This is a genomic window from Gillisia sp. Hel1_33_143, from assembly GCF_900104765.1.
GTDB lineage: Bacteria > Bacteroidota > Bacteroidia > Flavobacteriales > Flavobacteriaceae > Gillisia.
This window is the reverse complement of sequence record NZ_LT629737.1, coordinates 1,612,383-1,634,390: the sequence shown is the minus strand read 5'-3', so window position 1 is coordinate 1,634,390 and position 22,008 is coordinate 1,612,383. Positions and strand designations below refer to the sequence as shown.

Sequence of the window (22,008 nt, the reverse complement as noted above, 5' to 3'; positions counted from 1 at the left end):
GCAAATTAGCAGTATGGAAGAAATAAATGAATGGCTTCAGGACAAAAATAAAAAGTACGAGAAGGGCTTACAGCTCTACTCTGGATCTTCGGTAATGAAGAATAGAATTCTTCAAAATCTAAACAGAGGTTATTCCCAAAAGAATCTATCTACACTTATCTACGAGCTTAGGCAACTAAAAAATATCACGAAAGCTAAACCCGTACAGGAAAAGAAAATACCGGTTCCTGTAAAGATTATTACTCCACCGGTAAGCGTACAGATAAAAGCAGAGCGTGCAGATCTCATTCACAGAAGTGTCCAGGAACAAGTAAAAAAGATACGCCTTGGAGATCTTCCTAAAGAACTACGCCCACGCTATAGGAGAATGAGTGATATCTGGTACCAGATGTGCGAATTAAAGTTTGTATTCAACGATCTGCCTCCTAGAAAGGAAAAGGAAGCTTTAGAAATAATACTTCAAATAGAAGCTTTAGATCATGAAAAATCAATGATCTGGAAAGAAATAGATCACTGGACCAAGTATAAAACACTCCTACCTCTAAAAACTGCTGAAGACTTCTCTAAACTAACAGCACAACAGCTGTACCTGAAGAAAGTAAACCTTGGCAATTACATTCATAAAAAGCAAAAGAGAATTGAAAACTGGAAGGAGGAAATGATTAAGGAAACCAGAAAGCCGGAACGCATCAAGATCCAGGAACAAATTAACAGAACACTCAAATCTATTCACGAGCACGAGCTCAACATACAAAAAATCGAGGACCGCTTATAAAAGTCCCCCAGCTTACTACAAAATATCTCACTAAGTCATAATAATTAAACCCAACCGGGACTGGAGGACCAAGGTCTTCCCAATCGATTGGGTCAAATTAATTATTAATAAACTTAGTGAGAATGACAAATTTAAACAATTTAACTGAAACCACGCTACTCGCACCGCTTGAGTGGCACAATGAAAAAAGAAAAGTAAAGGACCTGGTCCCTTACGAATTCAATCCTCGGATCTTAACCGAAGAAAAAAAGGAGAAGCTGATCAACAGCCTCCGGAAATTTAACCTTGCAGAAGTACCCGCAGTCAATACAGATAATGTTATTGTTGCCGGTCACCAGAGAGTAAAAATACTTATGCTCCTGGACCGCGGAGAGGAACTTATTGATGTAAGGATCCCGAACCGTCCATTAACCGAAATTGAATTTAAGGAGTATAACATCACCTCTAACGTTCCTGCCGGATTTTGGGATGTAGATGTTCTCGAAGAGCATTTTGCAGATATAGATCTAGAATCTCTAGGATTGAATATTGGTGATATTGATGTACTGGAGGATCTAATTCCGGAGGAATTTCTGGAAGAAGAAGAAAAAGAGTTTGATCCTGAACCACCAAAGGAACCGATATCCATTGAGGGTGATATTTACGAGCTCCGAAGCCTTAAGAAGGAGCTGGTTCATCGTATAATTTGTGGCGACAGTACGAGTCAGGAAGTGTTTAAAACGCTTTTAAACCAAGAGAAGATCAATCTTACCGTTACAGATCCACCTTATAATGTAGATTATACTGGAGGAGCTACTCAAAAGCGTGATAAAATTGCCAATGATAAAATGGATAAGAACTCCTTTTATCAATTTCTATATGATTTCTACAGTCAAGCTTTTAATTTTTCAGAAGAAGGAGCTCCTATTTATGTTTTCCATGCGGATACTGAAGGAGTAAATTTCCGTAGTGCTTTAGTAGATGCTGGTTTTAAATTTTCTCAGTGTTTAATCTGGAAAAAGAACTCTATAGTTATGAGCCGACAGGATTATCATTGGCTTCATGAACCTTGCCTTTATGGTTGGAAACAAGGTGCAGCTCATCCATGGTACAGCGACCGAAAACAACGAACAGTACTAGAGTTCGACAGGCCTACAAAGAGCGTAGACCACCCTACAATGAAGCCAATTGAGCTAATGAGTTATCTAATAACAAATAGTTCTAAACAACGGGATATTGTCTTTGATGGCTTCCTTGGTTCAGGTAGTACTTTAATAGCCTGCGAAAAACACTGGAGATCGTGCAGAGGAATAGAGCTGGATCCTAAATATTCTGATGTTGAAGTGAAGCGATGGGTAAAATATATGACTGAAAATAATCTGGAGTTCCAGGTTCTAAAAAATGGGGTAAAATTAGCAGCTGAAGAAGTTGATTTATTTTTAAAAGAACAATAGCTTTTATTTAGCTTTTAAAGCTTCGTGAATGGGAATAAGAGTGTTAGCTTAGACATAGATAAAAGCAGCAATAATGACCTTTACAGAAATTTTAAGAAGCGAACATTACCCTTTAATAGAAGCGATTGAACATGGAAGTTCGGATGCAGATGTAATCGAATTATACAAAAAAGAACTGTTTGAAAAGACCGGATATAAATACCTAGATTAGAAATTACAGCCGCTTAAATAGCGGCTGTTTTTTTGTTCAAAAAATAATAAAGAAAACTTTTCTCCGGTATTATATCTCCATCTTCAGTTATTTGGGCAGGTAAGGTGTACATAAAACTTTTGAATCCTAATTCTTCCAGTATCGTGTAGACGTCGCTTTCATAAACCCAGTCAGCCGGCAATATATTTGTAATAAATTTATAGATTTCCTTTAAGGTCTTTCGCTCTGTATATTCATCTGCGGCAAAGGTTGACTGCACAGGTTCAAAATTTTCTTGAAGCAGTTTTTTGATTTCTGAAATGTACTCTGTTCTCATAAATTCTCGTTATTCTCAAAAGTAAAAACTTACTTTTCTGTTAATCAGTTTTTTAAGTGTCAAATTGCTTTTATTTTTTCTCAAATGTCAAGCCGATGTAAAGGCCGTAACCTATATGGAAATGACTTTTGCCATCGCCAAAAATCACGGAAATATGAATCAACTCCCCCTCTTCGCTGCCTACCCAAATGTCGAGATCGGGCGGTCCTCTTTTTCAACCTTCCACCCCTTGAACTTTGCCCAGAACATGGAGAAGAAAGGATAATCAAATGTATCACTAAGGTGAGTGGCATGCTCCTGGTCTACTCCCTTCCTTCTCTCCGATCGTTTGTCTTTCTCTATTCCTTTACCCCTATCCAAAGATTCCGCATTCTCCATCGAGATGATCAGGTTGGGACAGTTTGCCTCGTTAATTCTAATCTTCGGGATCCCACGGAATCTACCGTCTTCTTTAAATGCCGTGTTGATTAGTTGAAACTTATCCATATAAGAAGGGTTAGTTCCGGTGGTCATAGTAAATACCTTCCATCCATTATCCTTTAGGATTGCACGCGCCTGGTCTGCATAGGTGAGCTTACTATTTGCGGTGGCATTGTTTCCTGTACGGTCATAATAGAAGTACACCTCCTTGCAGTTGTGGGATTCGTAATAAGGAATAAACTCTTCCAGGAATAAATGATCCAGGATCTTTGGGGTCTTTACATAGAACTCTTTGATCACTCTATAGGTATCATCCTGTAATTGAGATACCGTCATAGAGTTGATGCTTGCACCCCAGTCTACCGAAATGATTAGCCGCTTTCCTTTCTGCAGATCAAGATCCTGTTTACAGTTGAACGATCTACCAGATAGATCTTTAAGCGGTGGAACAGTCTCCAGATATCCAAGGTCATAGTCTTTATAATAGTGATCAGCTGTCAATTGTGGATAAAACCCATCGGTGATCTCTTTGGGCCGTATATTCAACATCTCAGCATTATACACTACATCATCACGATAAGAATCGCGCATATACTCAAAATAATCTGGTCTAAGATTGTGGAGATTCACTTTTGCCGTTGCCTTTAAGAAGTAGATCTTTTTTGGATCTTTTAAAGCTGCTTTCTCCTTTTCGGTAAACCAACGGCCTTTCTTAGTCAATGGCGTGGAAGATGTCCAAACCTCGCTATGTAATAGCGGAGACTTTTTATACACATCTTTTAGGGCTCTGTTGGTGTTCTTTACGTTAATGGCAATCTTCTCCTCGTCCAGAAGTGCAGCTTCATCTCCTCTAATAGCGTAAGAGTTTAATCCCCTACCACTATCTTTATGATCTAAGCTCACAAACTGAAAAATACAGCCATTTGAGAAATGCCATATATTATTGAAAGCATCTGGAGATTGCCAGGGCATTTTAAAGCCCATTCGCTTCCCTGCCATAGAACCAACCACATAATCTACATTCTCATAGACTCCAAATAACTCAAGCCCCTCTTTAATGGCTGGCATAAACCTAGAAAGGATCTGACTATATGTAGATCCTACCATTGCAAAAGAGGCCCTCGGCATCTGTTTAACCAATTCTAAAGAGTCAAATCCTAAAAAAGTCGTTTTACCGGTTCCCCTTCCAAGTTCAAGATATTTAACTTTTTGCTTCGCTTTCCAGGCCATGGCCTGAGCTAGATTAAGTTGAACCTTTTTCTTATTAATTACCATCTGGATCCTCCTCTTCTATAGTTTCATAGCTTATATCTTCAGCTTCCATATCATTCAGATCCACCACACCTTTACTATTGCTCTCAACAATTGCTTTTTCAGCTTTTTTACCAATAGTGATGGTAATATCCATATTGGCGAGTTTTTCTAGATTCACCAGGTTTTCCTCTTTATCCAATTCAGCAAGCTTGATCATTCTGTCAAGTGCTTTTCCCATTTCTGCGAGGTTTTTTTCTTTGGTGGCCAGCTGCAGTAATTTCTGGTTGTACTCCAGAATGATGTAGCGCATCCCTTCTTTACTAGCCTTATTGAGATCTCCATATATCTTGAGGGCATTCCCAATATCTCTATAAGCAGTAGCCTGAGAAATATCAAATTGTTCCTGGAGAACTTTTGCCGCCTGCTCCCGGCTATGCCAATTGAGCAATAATGAAAATGAGGTCTTAATGCGGTTTTTCATATCCAATTGAAAAGGAGAAAGCTGAATTCCTTCATTTAAATAGGAAGCCAGGATCTTTTCAAAATGGGAATCTTGTGTAGTAGTAAGTGCCAATTTTTTGAGGTTTAAGCATAAAATTGGCATTTCACGCTACCTTAAAAAAGGACAGCAAAATGCCTGTCCTTTTTTATCAACTGCTCCTTCTTCAATTTAGCGGTATGGTAGAAGAATCAATTTATATCAATGAAGTCCTGGAGATCATGCGTACACCAAATAAAGAAGGTCGCGCTGTGAAATTTGATATCTCATACAGGACCTTAAATCGGAATTCAAAAACCGGTGGTAAATTAAAATACTTCGAGAATGCCAAACTGGTTATGCAGGAAAAATCAATGGATCCTCATAGCATTTATGCCCTGCAAAACTTCAAGCCTTCAGAAAAGAAAAAAGTGATCAAGAAAAAACCAAATCACTACGATCAAAAAACCCGAAATATCAGGCTGGAGAATGGAGAAATTAAAAAAGTGCATTACATGTACATCGAAACTTTCAACGGTAAAAAAGTCCTTTATTAATGACACATATAATTCAACAAAATAAATTTCTAAGTTTTGGATTTGGAAAAACGGCAGCTTTTAGAATAGATAGTTCTAAAGAAACGCATTCCCATATCCCGGTTGAAGAAAAAGGTAGCAGCAAAATAGCTAAGTGGGGTGATGATAATTTGTATCCGGAGCGCTACATGAAGGAGATGAAGAAAAACGGTGCCTCACGTACCAGTCACAGATTCAATAGAGCAGCTCATTACGGACAAGGATTCAAACTTTGGAGACAAGATTCCACCGATGATGGAAAAGAGAATCGCAAAGTGGTTCCCATAAGTTCAGTGAAAGAAATATCAGATTTCTTTAAGCAGAATAAAATGCATCGGGTTTTTACAGAGGTGATTGCAGATCTTGAAATGTGGTCTCTTGGATGGCCGGAATATATACTAAGCAATGACTACAGTAGAATAGTTTCAGTACGCCGTTACCAGACTTATAAGATGCGCTATGAAACTATCAATCAAAAAACCGGATTAATTGAGAACTGCTATTATGCTCACAAATGGAATAGTGGTTTAAACCAGGACAGTCCTTTTGTTCAAAAAACAGCTGTAATAGATAGTTACTGCAGTGCAGAACAGGTAAAGGAATATTGTAAAGCCAAGAAGATCCATAAATTCTTCATGCCTATATTTTATCCTTTAATAGATGAGATCTACTACCCGGAACCAGAACAGCATTCTGTATTTCTTAATGGCTGGATGACTGTAGTAAATCAGATCCCGGAATTCAAGAAGAATTATTCTGAAAAAGAGTTGAATGTGAAATACATGGTTTACATCTCTGAAGAATACTTCTTGAAAATGTATCAGGACGATTGGGAAAATTTCACGCCCACTAGAAAACAAGAGATCCGCCAGGAGCTTACCAATAAAATAGACGAGCATCTTTCTGGTAATAAAAACGCCGGAAAATCCATACAGTCTGTTGTATTTAAAGATGAGAATGGAGACTGGGTTAAAGGGATAGAAGTGGTACCGCTTAAAGATGGGAATACTTCTGAAGGAAAAGGACTTTTAGATTCCTCTGCCGGTAACTCAGAAATTATGAGTGCCTGGGGAGTAGATCCTAATCTTATGGGAGTAGGAATTCCCGGAGGTAAAATTAATGGCAGCTCAGGAAGCGATAAACGTGAAGCCTTTAGCATTGTTAATTCTCTTTTCAAAACTAAACGTGAAATAAGTCTGGAAATGTGGAGACTGCTCCGCGATTATAACGAGTGGCCAGAAGATCTGGAAGGCGATTTTGCCATTACAGAGCTAACCACTTTAGATGCTAATCCTACAGGAAGTCAACAAAAATTTTAGAAAATGATCAATACAATTATACACTTATTGTTTACATGGGTCATTTTTGAGGCATTAGTAAACGCTATGGTTAAAATAACAGATCTGATTCTAAAATATAAAATCAAAAAGAAGAAATGAGCCTCCTTGTCAAAAATATAGAGATTTTCAAAAAACACATCACTGTAAATGACAATTTCAGTTATGAGAAAATAGCACCCTACCTTAAAAAAGTAGAGCGCAAACAAATTAAACCTGTTATAGGTAGGGCAATGTATGCCGCCTATGAATTAGCAGATCCTTTAGAAGCTGTCCAGCTAGAGGTGTTAGAACTTTTGCATGAAGCTTCGAGTAACCTGGCCATGTTTGAGGCTAGTAAAATACTCACCATGCAAATGAGCGATGCCGGTATTTTCACGGTAAAAAACGGAAATTCAGATCCTGCCGACTGGTCAAAATTAAGAGACATGCGCCGTTATTTGGTTCAAACAGGACAGCAAGCTTTAGATGAAGCCCTGGAGATCATGGAAGAGAACCAGGATGAATTTCCACAATGGATTGCTTCTTCCGGATACACAAATTTTAATGAGCTCTTTACCAGACAAACTAAAGAATTCGAAAAACATTTTAACATAAATAATAGCCGTCTCACCTTCCTGAGATTACGCCCGCACCTACTTAAGTCAGAGACTAAGTACTTCATGAATCTGTTAGGAGCAGAGACGGCTTTTCAAATAAAGCATGGATCCACCCCAGAAGAAAAAAAGGCGCTGGAATTATGCCAGGCAGCACAGGTTCCATTTTGTATAAGTGAACTGGCTCGCGAAGGATCTTTTAATCTGTCTCCAGAAGGTTTCTTTGTTTCCCTGGAGGAAATTCCCGGGGAGAAAAAGACATTGCTTTCAGCCTTAGAAATGGAAAAACTGGAAAGAGCTAAACAGGAAGATGGCATTCAGCAGGTTAAAATTTTGGTAGACTACCTGCGAAGTAATCCTTCCAGATTTGCTCAGTTTGCTTTAAAAGAAAAGCTACCGGTTAAAGATCCTACCTATAATACCAACTCAATTTTAAGTATATAATCCATGGCTTTAGCAAAACGACCAAGCGAGAACCTAAAAAATAAACGAAATATCAATCCCTCCATTAATAGGGATACAGAAGTTGTTGCTGAAGATATTAAGGAGATTGCAGACATACAGGAAGATCATGCTATTCGTATAGATGAACTTTCCAGAGCCAATGAAGGTTCCAAGTTCTACGGCTTTAAAGGTACGCTTGCACTTTTTGAAGCCACCTTTCCAAATGCGGAAGAAGATGGATTTGGAGTTATAGATCCTGCTAATGGCAATCCGCAAACCATTGCAAGAGTTATAAATGGAGTTTGGTCTGAGCCGGGATTAGTGGCTCCAATTCAAAGATTTAATTCTAAGGTAAACTTTCCAGATCCGGGATTAGAAGACGTTTGGTACATCGCTAAAGATTCTAAAGTAGCCTCTCTTTATTATGATGGAGGTTATAAAGACTTTGGAAAAGATGGAAACAACGGTCTCTCAGCGTATCAATTAGCAGTTGCTTTTGGATTTGAAGGAACTGAAGCTGATTGGTTAGTAAGTCTTCAAGGGAAATCTGCCTATCAAAGTGCCTTAGATAATGGCTTTGTGGGAACAGAAGCAGAATGGATAACAAGTATTCAAGGTGCAGCAGGAAAGTCTGCTTATCAAAGTGCAGTAGATAACGGCTTTGTTGGTACAGAAGCAGAATGGATTGCCAGTGTTCAAGGAGTAGAAGGAAAGAGTGCGTATCAATTATGGCTCGATGAAGGAAATAACGGAACCTTACAAGATTACCTAACTAGCCTGGAAGGGCAGCCGGGACCTCAAGGAAAATCTAATTATCAACTTTGGCTTGATGAAGGTAATGTTGGAACAGAACAGGATTATTTAAATAGCCAAGTAGGTCCTCCTGGTCCTGCAGGAGCAGTTAATTCTGTTAGTGGTACTGCAGTAGATAATTCAGATCCTGCTAATCCTATTATTAATCTGCCTGCTGCAGGTGGCTCTTCTAATGAACAAGTAGGAATTACCCCTACCGGAACTATTAACGGAACCAATAAAATATTTACACTTCCTTCAGCTTATGCTGCAGGAAAAATAAAGGTATATCGTAACGGGATACGCCAAAAACTAGCAGATGATTATACAGAAGTTTCAACTACTTCAATAGAATTTGTTGTTGCGCCACTTGTAGATGCTGAAGGTCCAGAAAAAATATTAATTGATTATTATCTTCTATAATTATGGGAACTACAAAATTAAGAGCAAATCAAATATTTGGAATATCTACAAATTATGCACCAGTATTAAATAATGTTTTACCTGTTTCTTCATTACCAAGCACAGGTACATCAGTAAGACTTCTTGGAGCTTATTTTAACCCTAATACAACTGTGCTTATTTCAGGACAAACGGTCAACACGGTAAGTTTTATTTCGGATAATGAATTGCTTGTCGGGTTAACTACTGGTAACGTTGAAGGAACATTTGCTATTACTATTAACAATGGGAATTCTTCTGTTTTCACAAATCGTTTTATTGTTTCTTTTGGAGATGTTAAAGTACCAACAAATAATGATTGGGTAATCACTTCTGGACAAGTAAATACGGCTATAAATGGAGAGTTTAAGCTCGCTGTTAAAGATTCTCCTGCTGTAGGTTATTTGAACACAGCAGATTTTATTATTCCTGATGGAGTAGATTTTGAACTTAGATTTAATTTTTTAACCTCCCCTATTGAAGCAAACCCAGATCAGGGATATACTCCTAATCAAGGAGTTACCTTAATTAATTCTTCAAATGCAGATGTTTATGGATTTTTTGTTTGGGATTATCCTTATGCTAATAGCAATCCAGCATTAGCACAATACATCTGGCGTGAAGGAACTACAATAAAAGGTGATTTAAAAAATGTAGCATTAGAGTCTGTTTGTTCCATAAAAAGAGTGGGTGCTCAAACATACTATATTGTTGATGGTATAATTAGATATACTTCAGCTTTCGTTAGTTCAGGTGATTTAAAGATTAAAGCATATATATCTGAATTGAGCATTATTAATCTAAAACTGATTTATATATGAAACTAATACCAACATCCGGAAAATACATCTCTCCACAATTGCACCAAGGAGAATTTAGCAACGCGTATATAGAAGATCGCGAGATCATTTTAAAGCGCAAAGAAAATTACTTAGCAGTAGTTTTTGTACTTGCCTATTTAAACGATGGCAAAGAAGTAATTCTCTATCAAAAAAAGGTAGAGTTTATAGGCTTAGAAAGTAACTATGAAAATAGCACCAATGAGACTACCTACTTTAAATACCCTAACCCTGTTTATGATGCTGCCTTTGTGCCGGATGAAAATTCTACAGAGGCAGACTTTCAAAAAACAATTGCTTGGTTTGAGAATATTCCGCTTATGAACTATTTGCAAGAAAATAACGGAGTGCTGCCAGAAGGAGCCGTAATTACAGAGTATGGATATCCAACTTATGAAGCTGCTTTAGATTACTTTACTGGTGGCACTCTAGACTCTCCAGAAATTCACATTACAGATCCATTGGCTATTGGTTTCTTCCTAAATAAATTGGAGATGAATGGAGAGATTGTAGGCATTCAATTTGAATTTGAACCTAGCTAATTTCCCTGTCCTTTTTTAAAATATATTGACTTCGGACTTTTATAATCTTTAAATAAATAAGCATTATGAAAGTCCGAAACTTTTTAAAACGCCTTGGAACATGGCTTGGAGAATTCTTCAATAATATAGGAAACCTAATAGGTGCATTTTTACTTATTATTCTTGCAGCATTTGTTTTTCTACTGTGTGTAATCCCATCCATGCTCTGGAAGATCATCTTCAGCTTTAAAAAAGAAGATCGCAAAGCAAGAGATATCATTTCCGGTACCGCCAAGTTTTTTGTTGGAATCGCCATAGGCATAGATCAATTAGGGAATGTTGCTTTCGGTGGATTTTTCAATTGGTTCTTCCTCACCAACTCAAAAGAATATCCTTTTGGAAATACTCATGAAACTATAAGTGAAGTCTTGGGTTGGAATGATGCTCTAGGCAACTTAAATAGAAAAGGCCATCTTCTGGTTTCCTTTTTAAATGTAATAGAATCTGCCCACTGTCAAAATGCAATGCAATCTGGCATCTATGCAGCACGATTTAAAACAGAATTTTATGCACGCCTGCAGTCTAGGCTTCAAACTATAGAGAAAACCAAATCATTTCTGGAAAAATACTCATGAGATTTTTCCTATACATAGCGCTCTTTTGCATGATGCCGGTTGCCGGACAGAACATGTACACCAATGCTCCAGATAAGGTCTATCCAATTCTGGAAGAATTTATTTCAGAGAATTTTAAGAATGACACACGCTCCTTCTACCGCATTAATGAGATAGATAGTATTGTGGTGAAAGACATCCCTCCTGTTTTGGAAGGTCCTTGGATAATGAGAGTGTATGGATATCACCAAAGAATAGGAAATAGACATACCATAGAGTTAGACTCTACCCTTTTAGATCATCCGCAAATATTCAAACTCACTTTGCTGCATGAACTTGGTCACGCTTTCGATTTAAAACATATCTGTGTAGAAGATCTTCCAAAATCTGATCCTGCCTTCAATGAGATCATGAGCTCTACCCGGCTTATGTACTATGTAGATCCCAAAGAACTCCAGCGAGTCAACACCAATTTTTATAAATCTTTAATTCCCAAAAAATGAAAAAACTTTTATTGCTCCTATTAATAAGTTTCAGTTTAAGTAGCTGTGGCATTGCTCAAGAGCTACCTCCTACAGATGTGCGAGATCTCGATCTTACAGTAATGTATGTGGAAAATGGCACCGCCGGACTTTACAATCCACTTTACGGAAAGACTTTTAAAGGTGCAGCAGGCACACTCACTCAAGAAAATGTGGAGAAACAATACCACTTTATAATCACAGTAATAGATTGTGATAATTGCAAAGTGATTAATGTAACCATAGATGATTACAGCATTACTCCTGCTCAGGCCGACAAGGATATTAAAAAGATGCTTAGAGATAATCAGAGCATTCAAAATAGAAAATCAGATTAATATGTTTTTACCCCTACAAATAGATGCATCTCTTTCTAGATATGCAGATTATGGATTACCAGGATTGATCATTTTAACGCTGATCATTGCCGTTGGTTATCTATTTAAAGTTGTTCATGATTATAGCAAAAGCGATAGAGTTCGAGCAGATACTTTAGGAGAAGCTTTTGTCACCATGTCTAAAGATCAGAATGAAACCAATAGAAAGATAGTAGATGTTACAGAAAGAATTGCCGAGCAAAGCAAGATCTATCATGACGACACTTCTAAGAAATTGGAGGAATTGCCAGCCAAGATCATGAAAGAATTTGAATATAGGCAACTCCAACAGGCTCAAAAAACCACAAATTTTACTCCAGCTCCATGACATCTTTCGAAAAAGCTTTTGAAACATTAATAGGAATTGAAGGTGGTTATGTTAACGACCCAACAGACCGTGGAGGAGAAACCAAGTACGGAATTTCTAAAAGAGCCTATCCGCATTTAGATATCAAAAATCTAACGCTAGATATGGCCAAGAAGATCTATTTTGAAGATTACTGGAAAGCCTGTGGTGCAGACCAAATGTTGAAGTATGAAGTAGCGCTAGAGCTTTTTGATACTGCTGTTAACATGGGCCAGGTCACCGCAAAAATGTTTCTTCAGGAAGCACTCAATTTAATGAATAGAGATGGCAGAAGTTATAAAGATCTAAACGTTGATGGAAAGATAGGTCCTGCAACATTAAGCGCTTATAGAGCCTGTGGGAATGATCGTATTCTTTTAAAGGTGCTCAACGGTTTGCAATTCTGCAAATACAAAGAGATCTGCGAGAAAAAACCATCGCAAGAAAAATACTTCAACGGTTGGATGGAACGCGTATAAACAATTATATATGAAAACAAAATTACTATTTGCAATCCTGGCACTAACAATATTTAGTGCTTGCAGTTCCAGAAAAGCTGAGACTCAAAAGAAAGTAGAAAAACTCTCAGAGATCACACAAAACGAGATCAAGACTTCAGATTCAGAAGTATTTGAAAGTACCAGCATTTCTAATATTCAGGAAAAGAATATTAAAGCAACGCCTCAAGATCCGGAAAAACCTTCTTCTTTGAATGTGACTGGTAACACCGTTACCTGGCAAAATGCTGCCCTGGACATTACAAATAAAAAAGAAAATTCTACCAATACCACCAATGGTTCCAAAGCTTCCTCCAAAGAAGATAATAGCAAAAGCAACAAAGATTCCACCGTAAAAGAAAAAGGGAAAAAAGTGGAAAGAGAATCTATCTCCTGGGGAGCAAACCTTGGGATCATCTTCGGGATAATTGCCGGATTAATATTGCTGTTTTTTTATTTTAAAACGAGAAAACTAAGCATTTAAATACTACTGGTACACAGCTCACTGCTCACTGAATTTCCCTGTCCTTTTTTCTCATGCCTTCAAAGATCAAATTTGAGGTATGAAGGAATTTTTTAGATACTACATCATTACGCCGGTAAAGGATCTTTTCCTCTATATGGCATTAGTCCTTTTTGGCAGAAACATTACTATGGCCAGGAGTTGGAACCAACTCACAGCAGTTCAACTTTGCGGAGTTGCTGCAGCGCTGGAGCACTTCCACAAATTAAAAGATTGCCATCCTAAAGAATTTCAACCTGCGCATTATTCTAAGCTGTATGTAGCCTTAGTGAAAAACCTTCTCAGGGTTAATAATTTCGGAAAAGTATGGATTGCATTATGGCAAATTCCATCAGAAGAATATCAGGATTATGTAAAATTTCTTCTTGGAGAAATTACCAGGACAAATTTTATTCCTGCATTTCGGTTAAAAAAGGAAACTTATTTCCCTCCTGCAGATCGTCTTCAGAACATCAGCATAAAGGAGTTTTCTTTTATAGACTCGCTGTATTATAACTGGAGAAAAACGCAGGATATAAGATATCTGGATATGCTGTGTGCTACACTTTACCGTCCGGCCGGATCCTCCTCAAAAGAAATAGATCCACGCAGAAGCTTCGATAAGTTTTTTGTGGAGAAAGATGTAAAAGCTATCAAAAGGTTGCGGTACAGAAAAAAGCTGGCCGTTGCATATACGTATGAAGGTTGCCGGAACTATATCGTAAAACAGTATCCACATGTTTTTCCGGCACCCGAAAAAGGGGAGAAGAAAATTAAAAAGATTCAAGTATCCTATACTCCTTTCGGAAAGCTGCTGCACTTCAAGATCCAGTTTGATCACTCTAAACTAGATCTGGTTCAAAACCTGAATATCCACGATTTCTTTGGCCCTTATGAAAATGAGCTTATAGAAATGAAAAATAAGAAAGAATGAGCGCCCCAACCCACAAGCCAATTATAGACTATTTCGAGAGTCTGAATAAAAATTTAAAAGACTTTCCGGAGAAATCATTCTTCAGGATGGATCTGGAAGAAATAACTGGAAGTTTTAGAAGTGGGATAAATTTTCCTGCCATGGTAGTGGAAAGTCCTGAAGGAGACACAGAAGGCTCCTCAATTCATTCTTCTAAGGTCAACCGTAGATTCTATTTTTCAATATATCAAAAATGTCGTGCCGGAAATTTTGATCAACAGAATGAAATGCTGGATCAATGTGAAAGAATTGGTCTAAAGATCATTGCCAGGATGCGTTATGATGCACGCGTTACAGGTCATTTTTTACATAATAAATTTCAGTCGGAGACAGTGAAATGGGTAAAAGAAGGACCAATATTTACTGAAGCTTTATATGGATTTCAATTCACAGGAATTATTGCTGGTGATGAGTCTTTAAAGTTAGATGCTGCAGATTGGGATGATATTGACTTAACCTGTTAATATGACTGCTGACGAAATTAAATCCAAAGAAAAGCAAATAGGAAGAACTGCCGCAAAGATGGCACAAGCCTATTTGCATAGTGTTTTGGAGCAAAAACTGAACCTAAGAGGTAAAGGAACCAATGGGAAAAAACCACTTCTAAAATCCACCAGGATTAAGGAAAAAATGGGAGACTATAAATTATTGGGGCTTAACCTACAATCTACTAAAACTGGTTACATACTTAACTACGGTTTTACAGGCCAAAGATCGGCAACATCTGTTTATTTAAAAGCTGATCGGTATGAAAAAACAAGAACACAACGAAAGCGGCATTCTTTTAATCTGCCAGCACGAGAAATTTTTAGTGACATCTACATTAAAAGCGGAGCTGTGGACTATTTGACCACCGAACTATCGAAAACCCGAGGACAAAGTGTAGAAGTACTCCTGGAACAAATGATAATTAAATTCAATTCTACTGATGGCAAATAATAACGCATTAAATCTTACTATAAAGGTAAATGGTCGAGAGGTAGAAAATACCATGAAGGATCTTACTAGAGAGATGTATAATCTCAGACGGGAAGTGAATAAGAATACAGAAGGAACGGAAGAATATATAAAAGCTAATAAAGATCTGGCTATAATTGAAGCTGAAAGAAAAAAACAAATTGCAGCTCAAAAAGCATTTAGAGAGGAAATTGCCCGCTCTACAGATACTATAGATGAACAGGCCTCTGCAATGCAGGAGTTTGGAAATAATTTTGCTGATGCTTTTTCAGCGTTCCGATCTGGTGATGTATTAGCATTTAAAACAGCAATGGCAGGAGTCACTGCCCAAATTAGAACCGCCACTATTGCCTCCCTTAAATTTATTGCTACTCCTATAGGGTTAGCGCTAGTTGCACTTGCAGGTATTGGTATTGCTGCAAAAGAATGGTTTAAATATAACGAAGCCGCTTTAGAAGCTAATAGAATCACCCAACAGATCACGCAGTTAAGTGGCGAAGCTTTAGACCAGGCACGTGTTAGAGCTACAGCACTTGAAAAAACCTTTGGCACCGATTTTAAAGAATCTCTTACTGCAGCTTCTACATTGGTCGAGGCATTTGGAATTTCTTATGAAGAAGCGTTTGATAGAATTGAAAATGGCCTTATTAGAGGTGGAAAAGAGAATACAGAATTTCTGGATAGCATTAAAGAATATCCAAAGCTTTTTGCTCAGGCAGGATTCACTGTAGAAGATTTTCAAAGAATCGTGAATACAGGAATAGATATGAAGATCTATTCTGATAAACTACCGGATGCTATTAAAGAATTCTCTTTAAGTCTTATGGAAGAAACTGAGGCTTCTCGTGAGGCCTTAGAAAACGCCTTTGGAAAGGAATTCACAGATAAACTTTTTAATGGAATTCAGGATGGAAGCATCACTGTAAAAGATGCCTTAGGCTTAGTTGCGGGTGAAGCTGAAAATATTGGATTGAATGCACAGCAGGCACAGTTGTTAACTGCAGATCTTTTTAAAGGTGCTGGAGAAGATGCAGGTGGAGCTCTTTTAATTTTCGAGGCTGTTAATAGATCTCTAATTGATCAAGAAAGAGCACTAACACCTTTAGAGGCAGAGCTTCAAAGAGTGGCAGATGCTAATAACAGATTGGAAGAAGCACAGAACGATGCGCTTAAGTCCGATCAATATTCAGCCTTTGTTAACGATATAAGTGTTGCCTGGATCAATTTTAAAGCTGGATTTTTTGAAGGAATGAATTCTGTTCTTGAGGGTCTATCTAAAGTCGATACAGGATTTAGAAAATTTATTTTTCAATCTGTACAAGCCACTAAAGAAGCTTTCACAGGTTCAGATAATTTCTTTGCAGCATGGGAGAAAAAAGGAGATGAGTTTGATAAAAAACAGGCAAAACGAGAAAAAGCTGCTGCTGCACAACGTGATGCCGAAAAAACAAAAGTAAATGCTCCGGAAGTATCCAATTCTAATAATTTAAAAGAGCAAAAAGAAGCAGCAAAACTTGCAGAATCTAGAGCTAAAGAAGCTATTGCAAATGAGAAAAAACGTCTGGAAACTATTGAAAATCTTCAAAAAGAATATGCAAAGAGAAAAGAAGATCGAGAGGCAGATACAGATAAGAAAAAAATTGAATTAGAACGTGAGCGTGAATTGGCAAAAGCTGCGGAGTTGGAAGCTTCAAAAGAGGTAACAGATGCCATTAATGCCGAATATGATGCAAAGCAGCAAGAAAAAGAGCTGGAAAACTTAAAAGCATTCCAGGAACGCAAACAAGCCTTGATAGATGAACTTTCTATCGCCCAAAAGGAAACTGATGAAGAAAAGCGCCTGGAGGCAGAGGAAATTAGATATCAAAAAGATCTGGAGAAATTTGAGGAGGAGCTTAAAAAGATTGAATTAACTACCGATGAGAAAAACCAATTTAAGCAGTTACTAGAGAAAAATCATCAAGATAAGATCTATGAGATTAAAGAACAGGGACTTTCTAAACAACACGACCTAGAAAAAAAGTGGGCAGAAGCTTCAGTTCAGGCAACTAAAGATCTTGAAATGGCAAAAACAAACGCAGCATTTGCAGGTGTTGATGTTTTAAAGTCGGTTTTCCAAAACAAAAAAGGAATCTATAAAGCCTTGTTCTTAATTGAAAAAGGAATGGCAGCTGCAGAAGTCTTTACAAATACCGCAAAATCTTTAGCAGCAATTAGTGCAAATACAGCAATTGCAAATACAGCAGCTGTTGCAGCAGCTCCATTAACATTTGGTATGCCGTGGGTGGCTATAAATACCGCTACAGGTTTAAACCAAGCTGCAGCAGTAAAAATAAATGCAGCCATTCAATTAGGATCAATTGCCGGAAGTGCTATTGCGGGTTTTGCTAAAGGAGGTGATACTACACTTTTTGGAATGGGATATAAAGATGAAACTGGTCACGAAGTGGCTGGAGTTGTCCATGTAAACGAATATGTAATTCCGGAAGTTGTAAGAAAAGATCCAGAAGTTCCGGAGATAATTAATTATCTGGAGAAAAAAAGAAAAAGCAAATTAGGTTTATATGCCGATGGTGGAGATGTTGGAACAGATACTTTAACGCTGCCTTCCAATTCCGGTTCCGGATCTGGAGGTGATGGTTCCAGACAAATACAACTTTTAGAATCTATTTTGGAGGCAGTAGGAATAACTGGAGATATCTACTTTGGATATGAAGCTGAACAAAAACGAAAAGAGGCTGAAAAGAAATTAGACGCTGTAATAGCTAAAGCAAAAATTAAAAAATAACAATGGCAATATTTAATCCAAGTATATTAAGCATTACCTACAGGAAAAATTCTAGTGCAATTCCAAACACGGTAGTAGAATTAACTCCGCAATATCCATTTGCTAACATTAGCACAGTAGAAGTAGCAGAAAAACCTTCTTGGCTCAAGGTTATTTTAACTGACCTAGAGAAGGAAGATGATGGGCATGTTACAAAATTGTTTTACAACATTGCCATAGATCCTGCCTATGCCAATAATTTAAGTGTTGGTTTACAAACGGCAGAAGTCAAAATTAAAGGGAGAGTAGAATCTTTTCCGGTTATTGGTACCCAAACCTGCACCTTAAAAGTAAATTTAAGAGTGTTGGCTTATACGCCTCTATCACTAAGTAAAAAGAGCTTTGTTTTTCAATATAAAAGAGGAGAGGTTCCTCCAGCTGCTCAATTTTTAGCCATCTCTACGCTAAATAACTGGAGCATTGTTTCAGATCAACCCTGGCTTACTTTTTCTGCAGATAACGGCTCCGAAAATTCTACCATATCCTTAACTGCAGATCCAGCAGGTTTAGATGCCTATACCAATGTTGCCCATTTTGTGGTAGATGATGGAGATAGCCAGCTAGAAGGAATTGTATATTTTTATATTTCAGGTACAGATAATGAGGAAGATTATCTAATTGTAACTCCTAACGTTTTAGAGTTTTCTGAAGCCTATCAAGCCATCCCAGATAAAGTAAAATCTATAAATATAGATGCCTCTGTCTCCATTAACGTTTCCAGTAATGTAAACTGGCTTCAAATTACTCCAGACAATGCGCTTGCCGGTGTTAATAGAATTGAAGTTAGTACTGTTAATACTGAAATCTTGGAAGTAGGAGCATATCCTGCTGAGATTACCGTAAGCAGTACTTATGGAGTTAGTATTGTAAGCGTATTACTACAAATTGTAAAAGAAGAAACTGCCGGAATAGAAAATAATGGCTTTTATTTTGCAGAAGATCGAGTAACGCTTAACATGACCAACGCTGTTGTAAATGCAGAAACGGTACTAGATTTTACTACTCAGGGAACGCTGGAAACTAAAAAATATAGAAAGCGAGTTCCTTTCTTTAAAAATGCAGCTTCGGTACTTATTGGCCAGGAAACAGATCTATTATTAAAACCTCAGTTACTGCCAGAACTTTATACCCACAGCTTTATTCCTGTAATACCTATTCGTTATGATTTTACGGTATATGACAAACAACTAGGGAATGCTGTATTGGAAGAAAGAGCTGCTTATCAAAATATTACTTTTTTAAACGGAAGCACTCCAAAAAAACAAAATATTCTTACCTATTTGCCGAGTAAAATTACCGTTCCTGCAGATGCTGTAATCGCTTTTAATTTTATGAGTGATGAAGCTATAGAACAAGCAACCATTACTGGAGCTTACACCGGGAATGTGTTATTGAACATTAACGGATCCAACATTTATGGAGTTTTTATTCAGCTTTCAGATTATGAACTGAGTAAAGGAGACAGCATACAAATTGCAGCTGGTCCAATTAATCTAACTGTTACTGTTAAAGCTACTGCGTTACCCACCACTCAGATTATCTGGTTGAATGAATGGGATTGTCCGGAGATTTTTAATGCAGACAGTATTTTTAAAATCACTTCAGAAGAAGATAGTGTGGTAGCGGTAAATAGTAGAGGCGGTAAAGAATATTCTACCGTTATAGAAGTAAAAAACCCTAAGAGTTTTAGCTTGAGCACCGGGAATATCTATTCTGAAGCTGAAGAAGTTTTTCTAACCAGAATCTTAGCTGCAAAAAAAATATGGTTGCAGCATGGCAATGCTAGATTTGAAGTGCTTAGGAACTTTAGAAGCCTTACAGAATCTGAAACCAGGAGAACCAACAGAAATATTGATTTGAAATTTAAAATAGCCGTAGAATGATCATTTTTCAAACAGCAACCTTCCAATATGATCTTAGCAATACCGGAATCTCTCTGGCAGAGCAGAATGATATTTTTAATGATGATATAGACAGAAATTACACTTTGCCTTTTGCTATTAAAGGAGATGCAGAATTGCTTACCAAATTAGGAATTCCAACGTTAGAAAATATTTCAGATCTCGATACTAAAATTACGGGAAGATTAATTGTGGGAGATAATCACTACCCTGCAACTTTGTTTTTAGGCCAGATCACAGGAAAAATAATTGAATGTAATATCACATTTGGAGAAGAAAACATAAGCACTTATGATACAGATTTAAAAGACCTACCATGGCCAGTGAATGTTGCAGCAGATATTTTGACTTTTGCCAGGAGTAAATCTCAAAGCAATTGGCCGTATTCGGCGTTTGCATTTCCTATGATCTATCGCCCGGAGATAAGTAAAGAAACAAATTATGATCTTTTTGAAGGTTTTGTAAATAATTACAGCAATGGTGCGTATTTAGGGAACGAGGTTGATACCTCTGGTCCAGAACCGGTGTACATCAATAGAAATGTCCTGGCACCTTGCCCCTATCTTTTGGAGATCCTTAAATTCGGATTTAAAACTGCAGGGAAGAAAGTTATTGGCGATATTTTTAAGGATGAAGTGCTAAAAAAAGCGGTGTATATTCCGCAGAATTACTTAGAAAAATTTAGAGGATCTGAATATGTAAACTTTTCTTTTGGAATGCCAACTTCTACGGAGGTGGTATTTAATAGAATTGTGTACGGTATTTATGAAAAGAAAATCACCCCACTTTCCCAGGGAACTTATGAGATAGATTATAACATTAATCTGGATCCTGTATTGGCCCGATATTTCGAATTCACCATTTTTAGAGAAGATTCTTTATCTCAAGAACGTACCATTTTATTCCAGGCATTATCTAAAGATAACAGAGTAACGTTGGATGAGAAATTTAGCGTGAACGTGGAAGAATTAGATAATTTCAGCCCGATTATTATTCAGTTAAAAATCCTTCAAACCAATCAAAGTATTACAGATTTTAACAATTTTGAATATTCTTTTAAGGGAGGACAGTTAAACGAATTCCCTTCTGTATTCACTCTTTCCAATTTTATGCCGGATCAAACTTTTGGGGAGTTTGTAAATGAGATGAAGAACTGGTTAAATTTAGATATTACCCCTAATGAGCGTTATGTAGAAATTAACTTCACTCAAGATTCTATATTAAAAAAGCCGAGTGTAGATCACAGTCATTTAGAAGATCCGGATAAAAAGATCACTCATAACTCTAACAGGTTTTACAAGCTGAGTTATGCCAATAAAGAACAGGTATTTTATAATAAAAACGGACAAGTATATTCAGACATCGATGAAGAAGGGAATGAAACAGTAGAAATTAAGATGGATGTGCAGCCTCTGGCCGTAGAGCGAAATAAAAATATAACCACTGCAGTGTATCCTTCAAAAAAATCTAAGATAGACTTTTCTGTGTACGATGGTTTTGACGCTAATAATTTACCAACCTGTTCTGCATCACTTTCAAAAACCTTGAGTTTAGATAATGTTACCAAAGACAGGTGGAAAACCTGGATCTATTTTAGAATAAACTCTAAAACCTTTAAAGAAAATTTTGAATGTTCTGTTTTTGAAAATATATCTATTGCTGCACTTAGCAAGAAGTACAACGAGCTGCATATTATTAAGAAATTAACCAGGAAGATCTTGTCTGAAAAAAGAATGAAGGTAGATGTAGAAAGTGAGACTTTTTAAGACCAGGAGCCATCAATATTTTGCCAGACTGTTTGCTCATTTCCATTTTCGTCAAGAAAAACCATTGGTCTACATAAAGTTTGGCATTTATTGTTTAGACCTTCTCTTAATCGATCAATGTAGCCCTCATTACAAGCGACAAACTCTGCATCTATATCCCATGATTTCACGATATCTTCAGTAACGTGTTTTGTTTCACTCTTTCTGCCGTCCTTTTCTGTAACGGAAATAGTAAAAGATTCAGGATTTTGATTGCTATTCTTCACTTTTGCCATTATATAATTTTGAAGGTTTA

General features: G+C 37.2%; 25 protein-coding genes. 21 read left to right on the top strand and 4 right to left on the bottom strand.

Annotated elements, in window-relative coordinates:
- Positions 1 to 13 precede the first annotated feature (13 nt).
- The 3 genes from BLT84_RS07415 to BLT84_RS16065 all read left to right on the top strand — a co-directional run bounded on the left by BLT84_RS07415 (position 14) and on the right by BLT84_RS16065 (position 2,419).
- The gene (locus BLT84_RS07415; protein WP_091263892.1) at positions 14 to 775 is read left to right on the top strand and encodes a hypothetical protein; all 762 of its coding nucleotides are present in this window, start codon (positions 14 to 16) and stop codon (positions 773 to 775) included.
- Between the two features lie 122 nt (positions 776 to 897).
- Positions 898 to 2,208 (top strand): DNA modification methylase, encoded by a 1,311-nt coding sequence (locus BLT84_RS07410; RefSeq protein ID WP_091263890.1) that lies wholly within the window; start codon positions 898 to 900, stop codon positions 2,206 to 2,208.
- Positions 2,209 to 2,281: 73 nt separating this feature from the next.
- On the top strand, positions 2,282 to 2,419 hold the full coding sequence (locus BLT84_RS16065; RefSeq protein WP_157717906.1) for a hypothetical protein: 138 nt from the start codon (positions 2,282 to 2,284) through the stop codon (positions 2,417 to 2,419).
- Positions 2,420 to 2,432: 13 nt separating this feature from the next.
- Here BLT84_RS16065 and BLT84_RS07405 read toward each other — a convergent pair whose 3' ends face one another.
- From BLT84_RS07405 to BLT84_RS07395, 3 genes are all read right to left on the bottom strand, one after another.
- Positions 2,433 to 2,735 carry a hypothetical protein gene (locus tag BLT84_RS07405; RefSeq protein WP_091263888.1) on the bottom strand — a complete coding sequence of 101 codons (303 nt, stop codon included), beginning with the start codon at positions 2,733 to 2,735 and terminating at the stop codon, positions 2,433 to 2,435.
- Positions 2,736 to 2,915: 180 nt separating this feature from the next.
- Positions 2,916 to 4,430: a hypothetical protein gene (locus BLT84_RS07400; RefSeq protein ID WP_091263886.1), complete on the bottom strand. Its 1,515-nt coding sequence runs from the start codon at positions 4,428 to 4,430 to the stop codon at positions 2,916 to 2,918.
- Positions 4,420 to 4,983, bottom strand: a complete 564-nt coding sequence (locus BLT84_RS07395) for a hypothetical protein (RefSeq protein ID WP_157717905.1) — start codon at positions 4,981 to 4,983, stop codon at positions 4,420 to 4,422. Before BLT84_RS07395 ends, BLT84_RS07400 begins: the two co-directional genes overlap by 11 nt.
- A 59-nt stretch (positions 4,984 to 5,042) precedes the next feature.
- Between BLT84_RS07395 and BLT84_RS07390 the strand changes: the two genes are divergently transcribed.
- From BLT84_RS07390 to BLT84_RS07305, 18 genes are all read left to right on the top strand, one after another.
- Entirely contained in the window at positions 5,043 to 5,444 is a 402-nt protein-coding gene (locus BLT84_RS07390; RefSeq protein WP_172822446.1) for a hypothetical protein, read from the top strand.
- Positions 5,444 to 6,781 (top strand): hypothetical protein, encoded by a 1,338-nt coding sequence (locus BLT84_RS07385; RefSeq protein ID WP_091263879.1) that lies wholly within the window; start codon positions 5,444 to 5,446, stop codon positions 6,779 to 6,781. Before BLT84_RS07390 ends, BLT84_RS07385 begins: the two co-directional genes overlap by 1 nt.
- 116 nt (positions 6,782 to 6,897) lie before the next feature.
- The gene (locus BLT84_RS07380) at positions 6,898 to 7,839 is read left to right on the top strand and encodes a DUF6712 family protein (RefSeq protein ID WP_091263877.1); all 942 of its coding nucleotides are present in this window, start codon (positions 6,898 to 6,900) and stop codon (positions 7,837 to 7,839) included.
- A gap of 3 nt (positions 7,840 to 7,842) precedes the next feature.
- Complete coding sequence (locus BLT84_RS07375; RefSeq protein WP_091263875.1) at positions 7,843 to 9,054, top strand: hypothetical protein; 1,212 nt, start codon at positions 7,843 to 7,845, stop codon at positions 9,052 to 9,054.
- A 2-nt stretch (positions 9,055 to 9,056) separates the two neighbouring features.
- Entirely contained in the window at positions 9,057 to 9,893 is an 837-nt protein-coding gene (locus tag BLT84_RS07370) for an IPT/TIG domain-containing protein (RefSeq protein WP_091263873.1), read from the top strand.
- Entirely contained in the window at positions 9,890 to 10,453 is a 564-nt protein-coding gene (locus tag BLT84_RS07365) for a hypothetical protein (protein WP_091263871.1), read from the top strand. Before BLT84_RS07370 ends, BLT84_RS07365 begins: the two co-directional genes overlap by 4 nt.
- 65 nt (positions 10,454 to 10,518) lie before the next feature.
- On the top strand, positions 10,519 to 11,067 hold the full coding sequence (locus BLT84_RS07360) for a hypothetical protein (protein WP_091263870.1): 549 nt from the start codon (positions 10,519 to 10,521) through the stop codon (positions 11,065 to 11,067).
- Positions 11,064 to 11,549: a hypothetical protein gene (locus BLT84_RS07355; RefSeq protein WP_157717903.1), complete on the top strand. Its 486-nt coding sequence runs from the start codon at positions 11,064 to 11,066 to the stop codon at positions 11,547 to 11,549. The genes BLT84_RS07360 and BLT84_RS07355 overlap by 4 nt, the downstream gene beginning before the upstream one ends.
- On the top strand, positions 11,546 to 11,905 hold the full coding sequence (locus BLT84_RS07350) for a hypothetical protein (protein WP_091263867.1): 360 nt from the start codon (positions 11,546 to 11,548) through the stop codon (positions 11,903 to 11,905). Before BLT84_RS07355 ends, BLT84_RS07350 begins: the two co-directional genes overlap by 4 nt.
- 1 nt (position 11,906) lies before the next feature.
- Positions 11,907 to 12,272 carry a hypothetical protein gene (locus BLT84_RS07345; protein WP_091263866.1) on the top strand — a complete coding sequence of 122 codons (366 nt, stop codon included), beginning with the start codon at positions 11,907 to 11,909 and terminating at the stop codon, positions 12,270 to 12,272.
- Complete coding sequence (locus BLT84_RS07340) at positions 12,269 to 12,769, top strand: glycoside hydrolase family 108 protein (protein WP_091263864.1); 501 nt, start codon at positions 12,269 to 12,271, stop codon at positions 12,767 to 12,769. Before BLT84_RS07345 ends, BLT84_RS07340 begins: the two co-directional genes overlap by 4 nt.
- A 10-nt stretch (positions 12,770 to 12,779) precedes the next feature.
- Positions 12,780 to 13,271 carry a hypothetical protein gene (locus BLT84_RS07335; protein WP_091263862.1) on the top strand — a complete coding sequence of 164 codons (492 nt, stop codon included), beginning with the start codon at positions 12,780 to 12,782 and terminating at the stop codon, positions 13,269 to 13,271.
- Between the two features lie 79 nt (positions 13,272 to 13,350).
- On the top strand, positions 13,351 to 14,223 hold the full coding sequence (locus BLT84_RS07330) for a hypothetical protein (protein ID WP_091263860.1): 873 nt from the start codon (positions 13,351 to 13,353) through the stop codon (positions 14,221 to 14,223).
- Entirely contained in the window at positions 14,220 to 14,726 is a 507-nt protein-coding gene (locus BLT84_RS07325) for a hypothetical protein (protein WP_091263858.1), read from the top strand. Before BLT84_RS07330 ends, BLT84_RS07325 begins: the two co-directional genes overlap by 4 nt.
- 1 nt (position 14,727) lies before the next feature.
- Complete coding sequence (locus BLT84_RS07320) at positions 14,728 to 15,201, top strand: hypothetical protein (protein ID WP_091263856.1); 474 nt, start codon at positions 14,728 to 14,730, stop codon at positions 15,199 to 15,201.
- Complete coding sequence (locus BLT84_RS07315; protein ID WP_091263854.1) at positions 15,191 to 18,007, top strand: phage tail tape measure protein; 2,817 nt, start codon at positions 15,191 to 15,193, stop codon at positions 18,005 to 18,007. Before BLT84_RS07320 ends, BLT84_RS07315 begins: the two co-directional genes overlap by 11 nt.
- A 2-nt stretch (positions 18,008 to 18,009) precedes the next feature.
- On the top strand, positions 18,010 to 19,929 hold the full coding sequence (locus tag BLT84_RS07310) for a BACON domain-containing protein (protein WP_091263852.1): 1,920 nt from the start codon (positions 18,010 to 18,012) through the stop codon (positions 19,927 to 19,929).
- A complete protein-coding gene (locus BLT84_RS07305) occupies positions 19,926 to 21,713 on the top strand; it encodes a hypothetical protein (RefSeq protein WP_091263850.1) in 1,788 nt (595 codons plus the stop codon). The genes BLT84_RS07310 and BLT84_RS07305 overlap by 4 nt, the downstream gene beginning before the upstream one ends.
- Here the strand turns inward: BLT84_RS07305 and BLT84_RS07300 are convergent.
- A complete protein-coding gene (locus BLT84_RS07300) occupies positions 21,710 to 21,988 on the bottom strand; it encodes a hypothetical protein (protein WP_091263848.1) in 279 nt (92 codons plus the stop codon). The two genes, BLT84_RS07305 and BLT84_RS07300, sit on opposite strands and share 4 nt — an antisense overlap.
- Between the last annotated feature and the right edge of the window lie 20 nt (positions 21,989 to 22,008).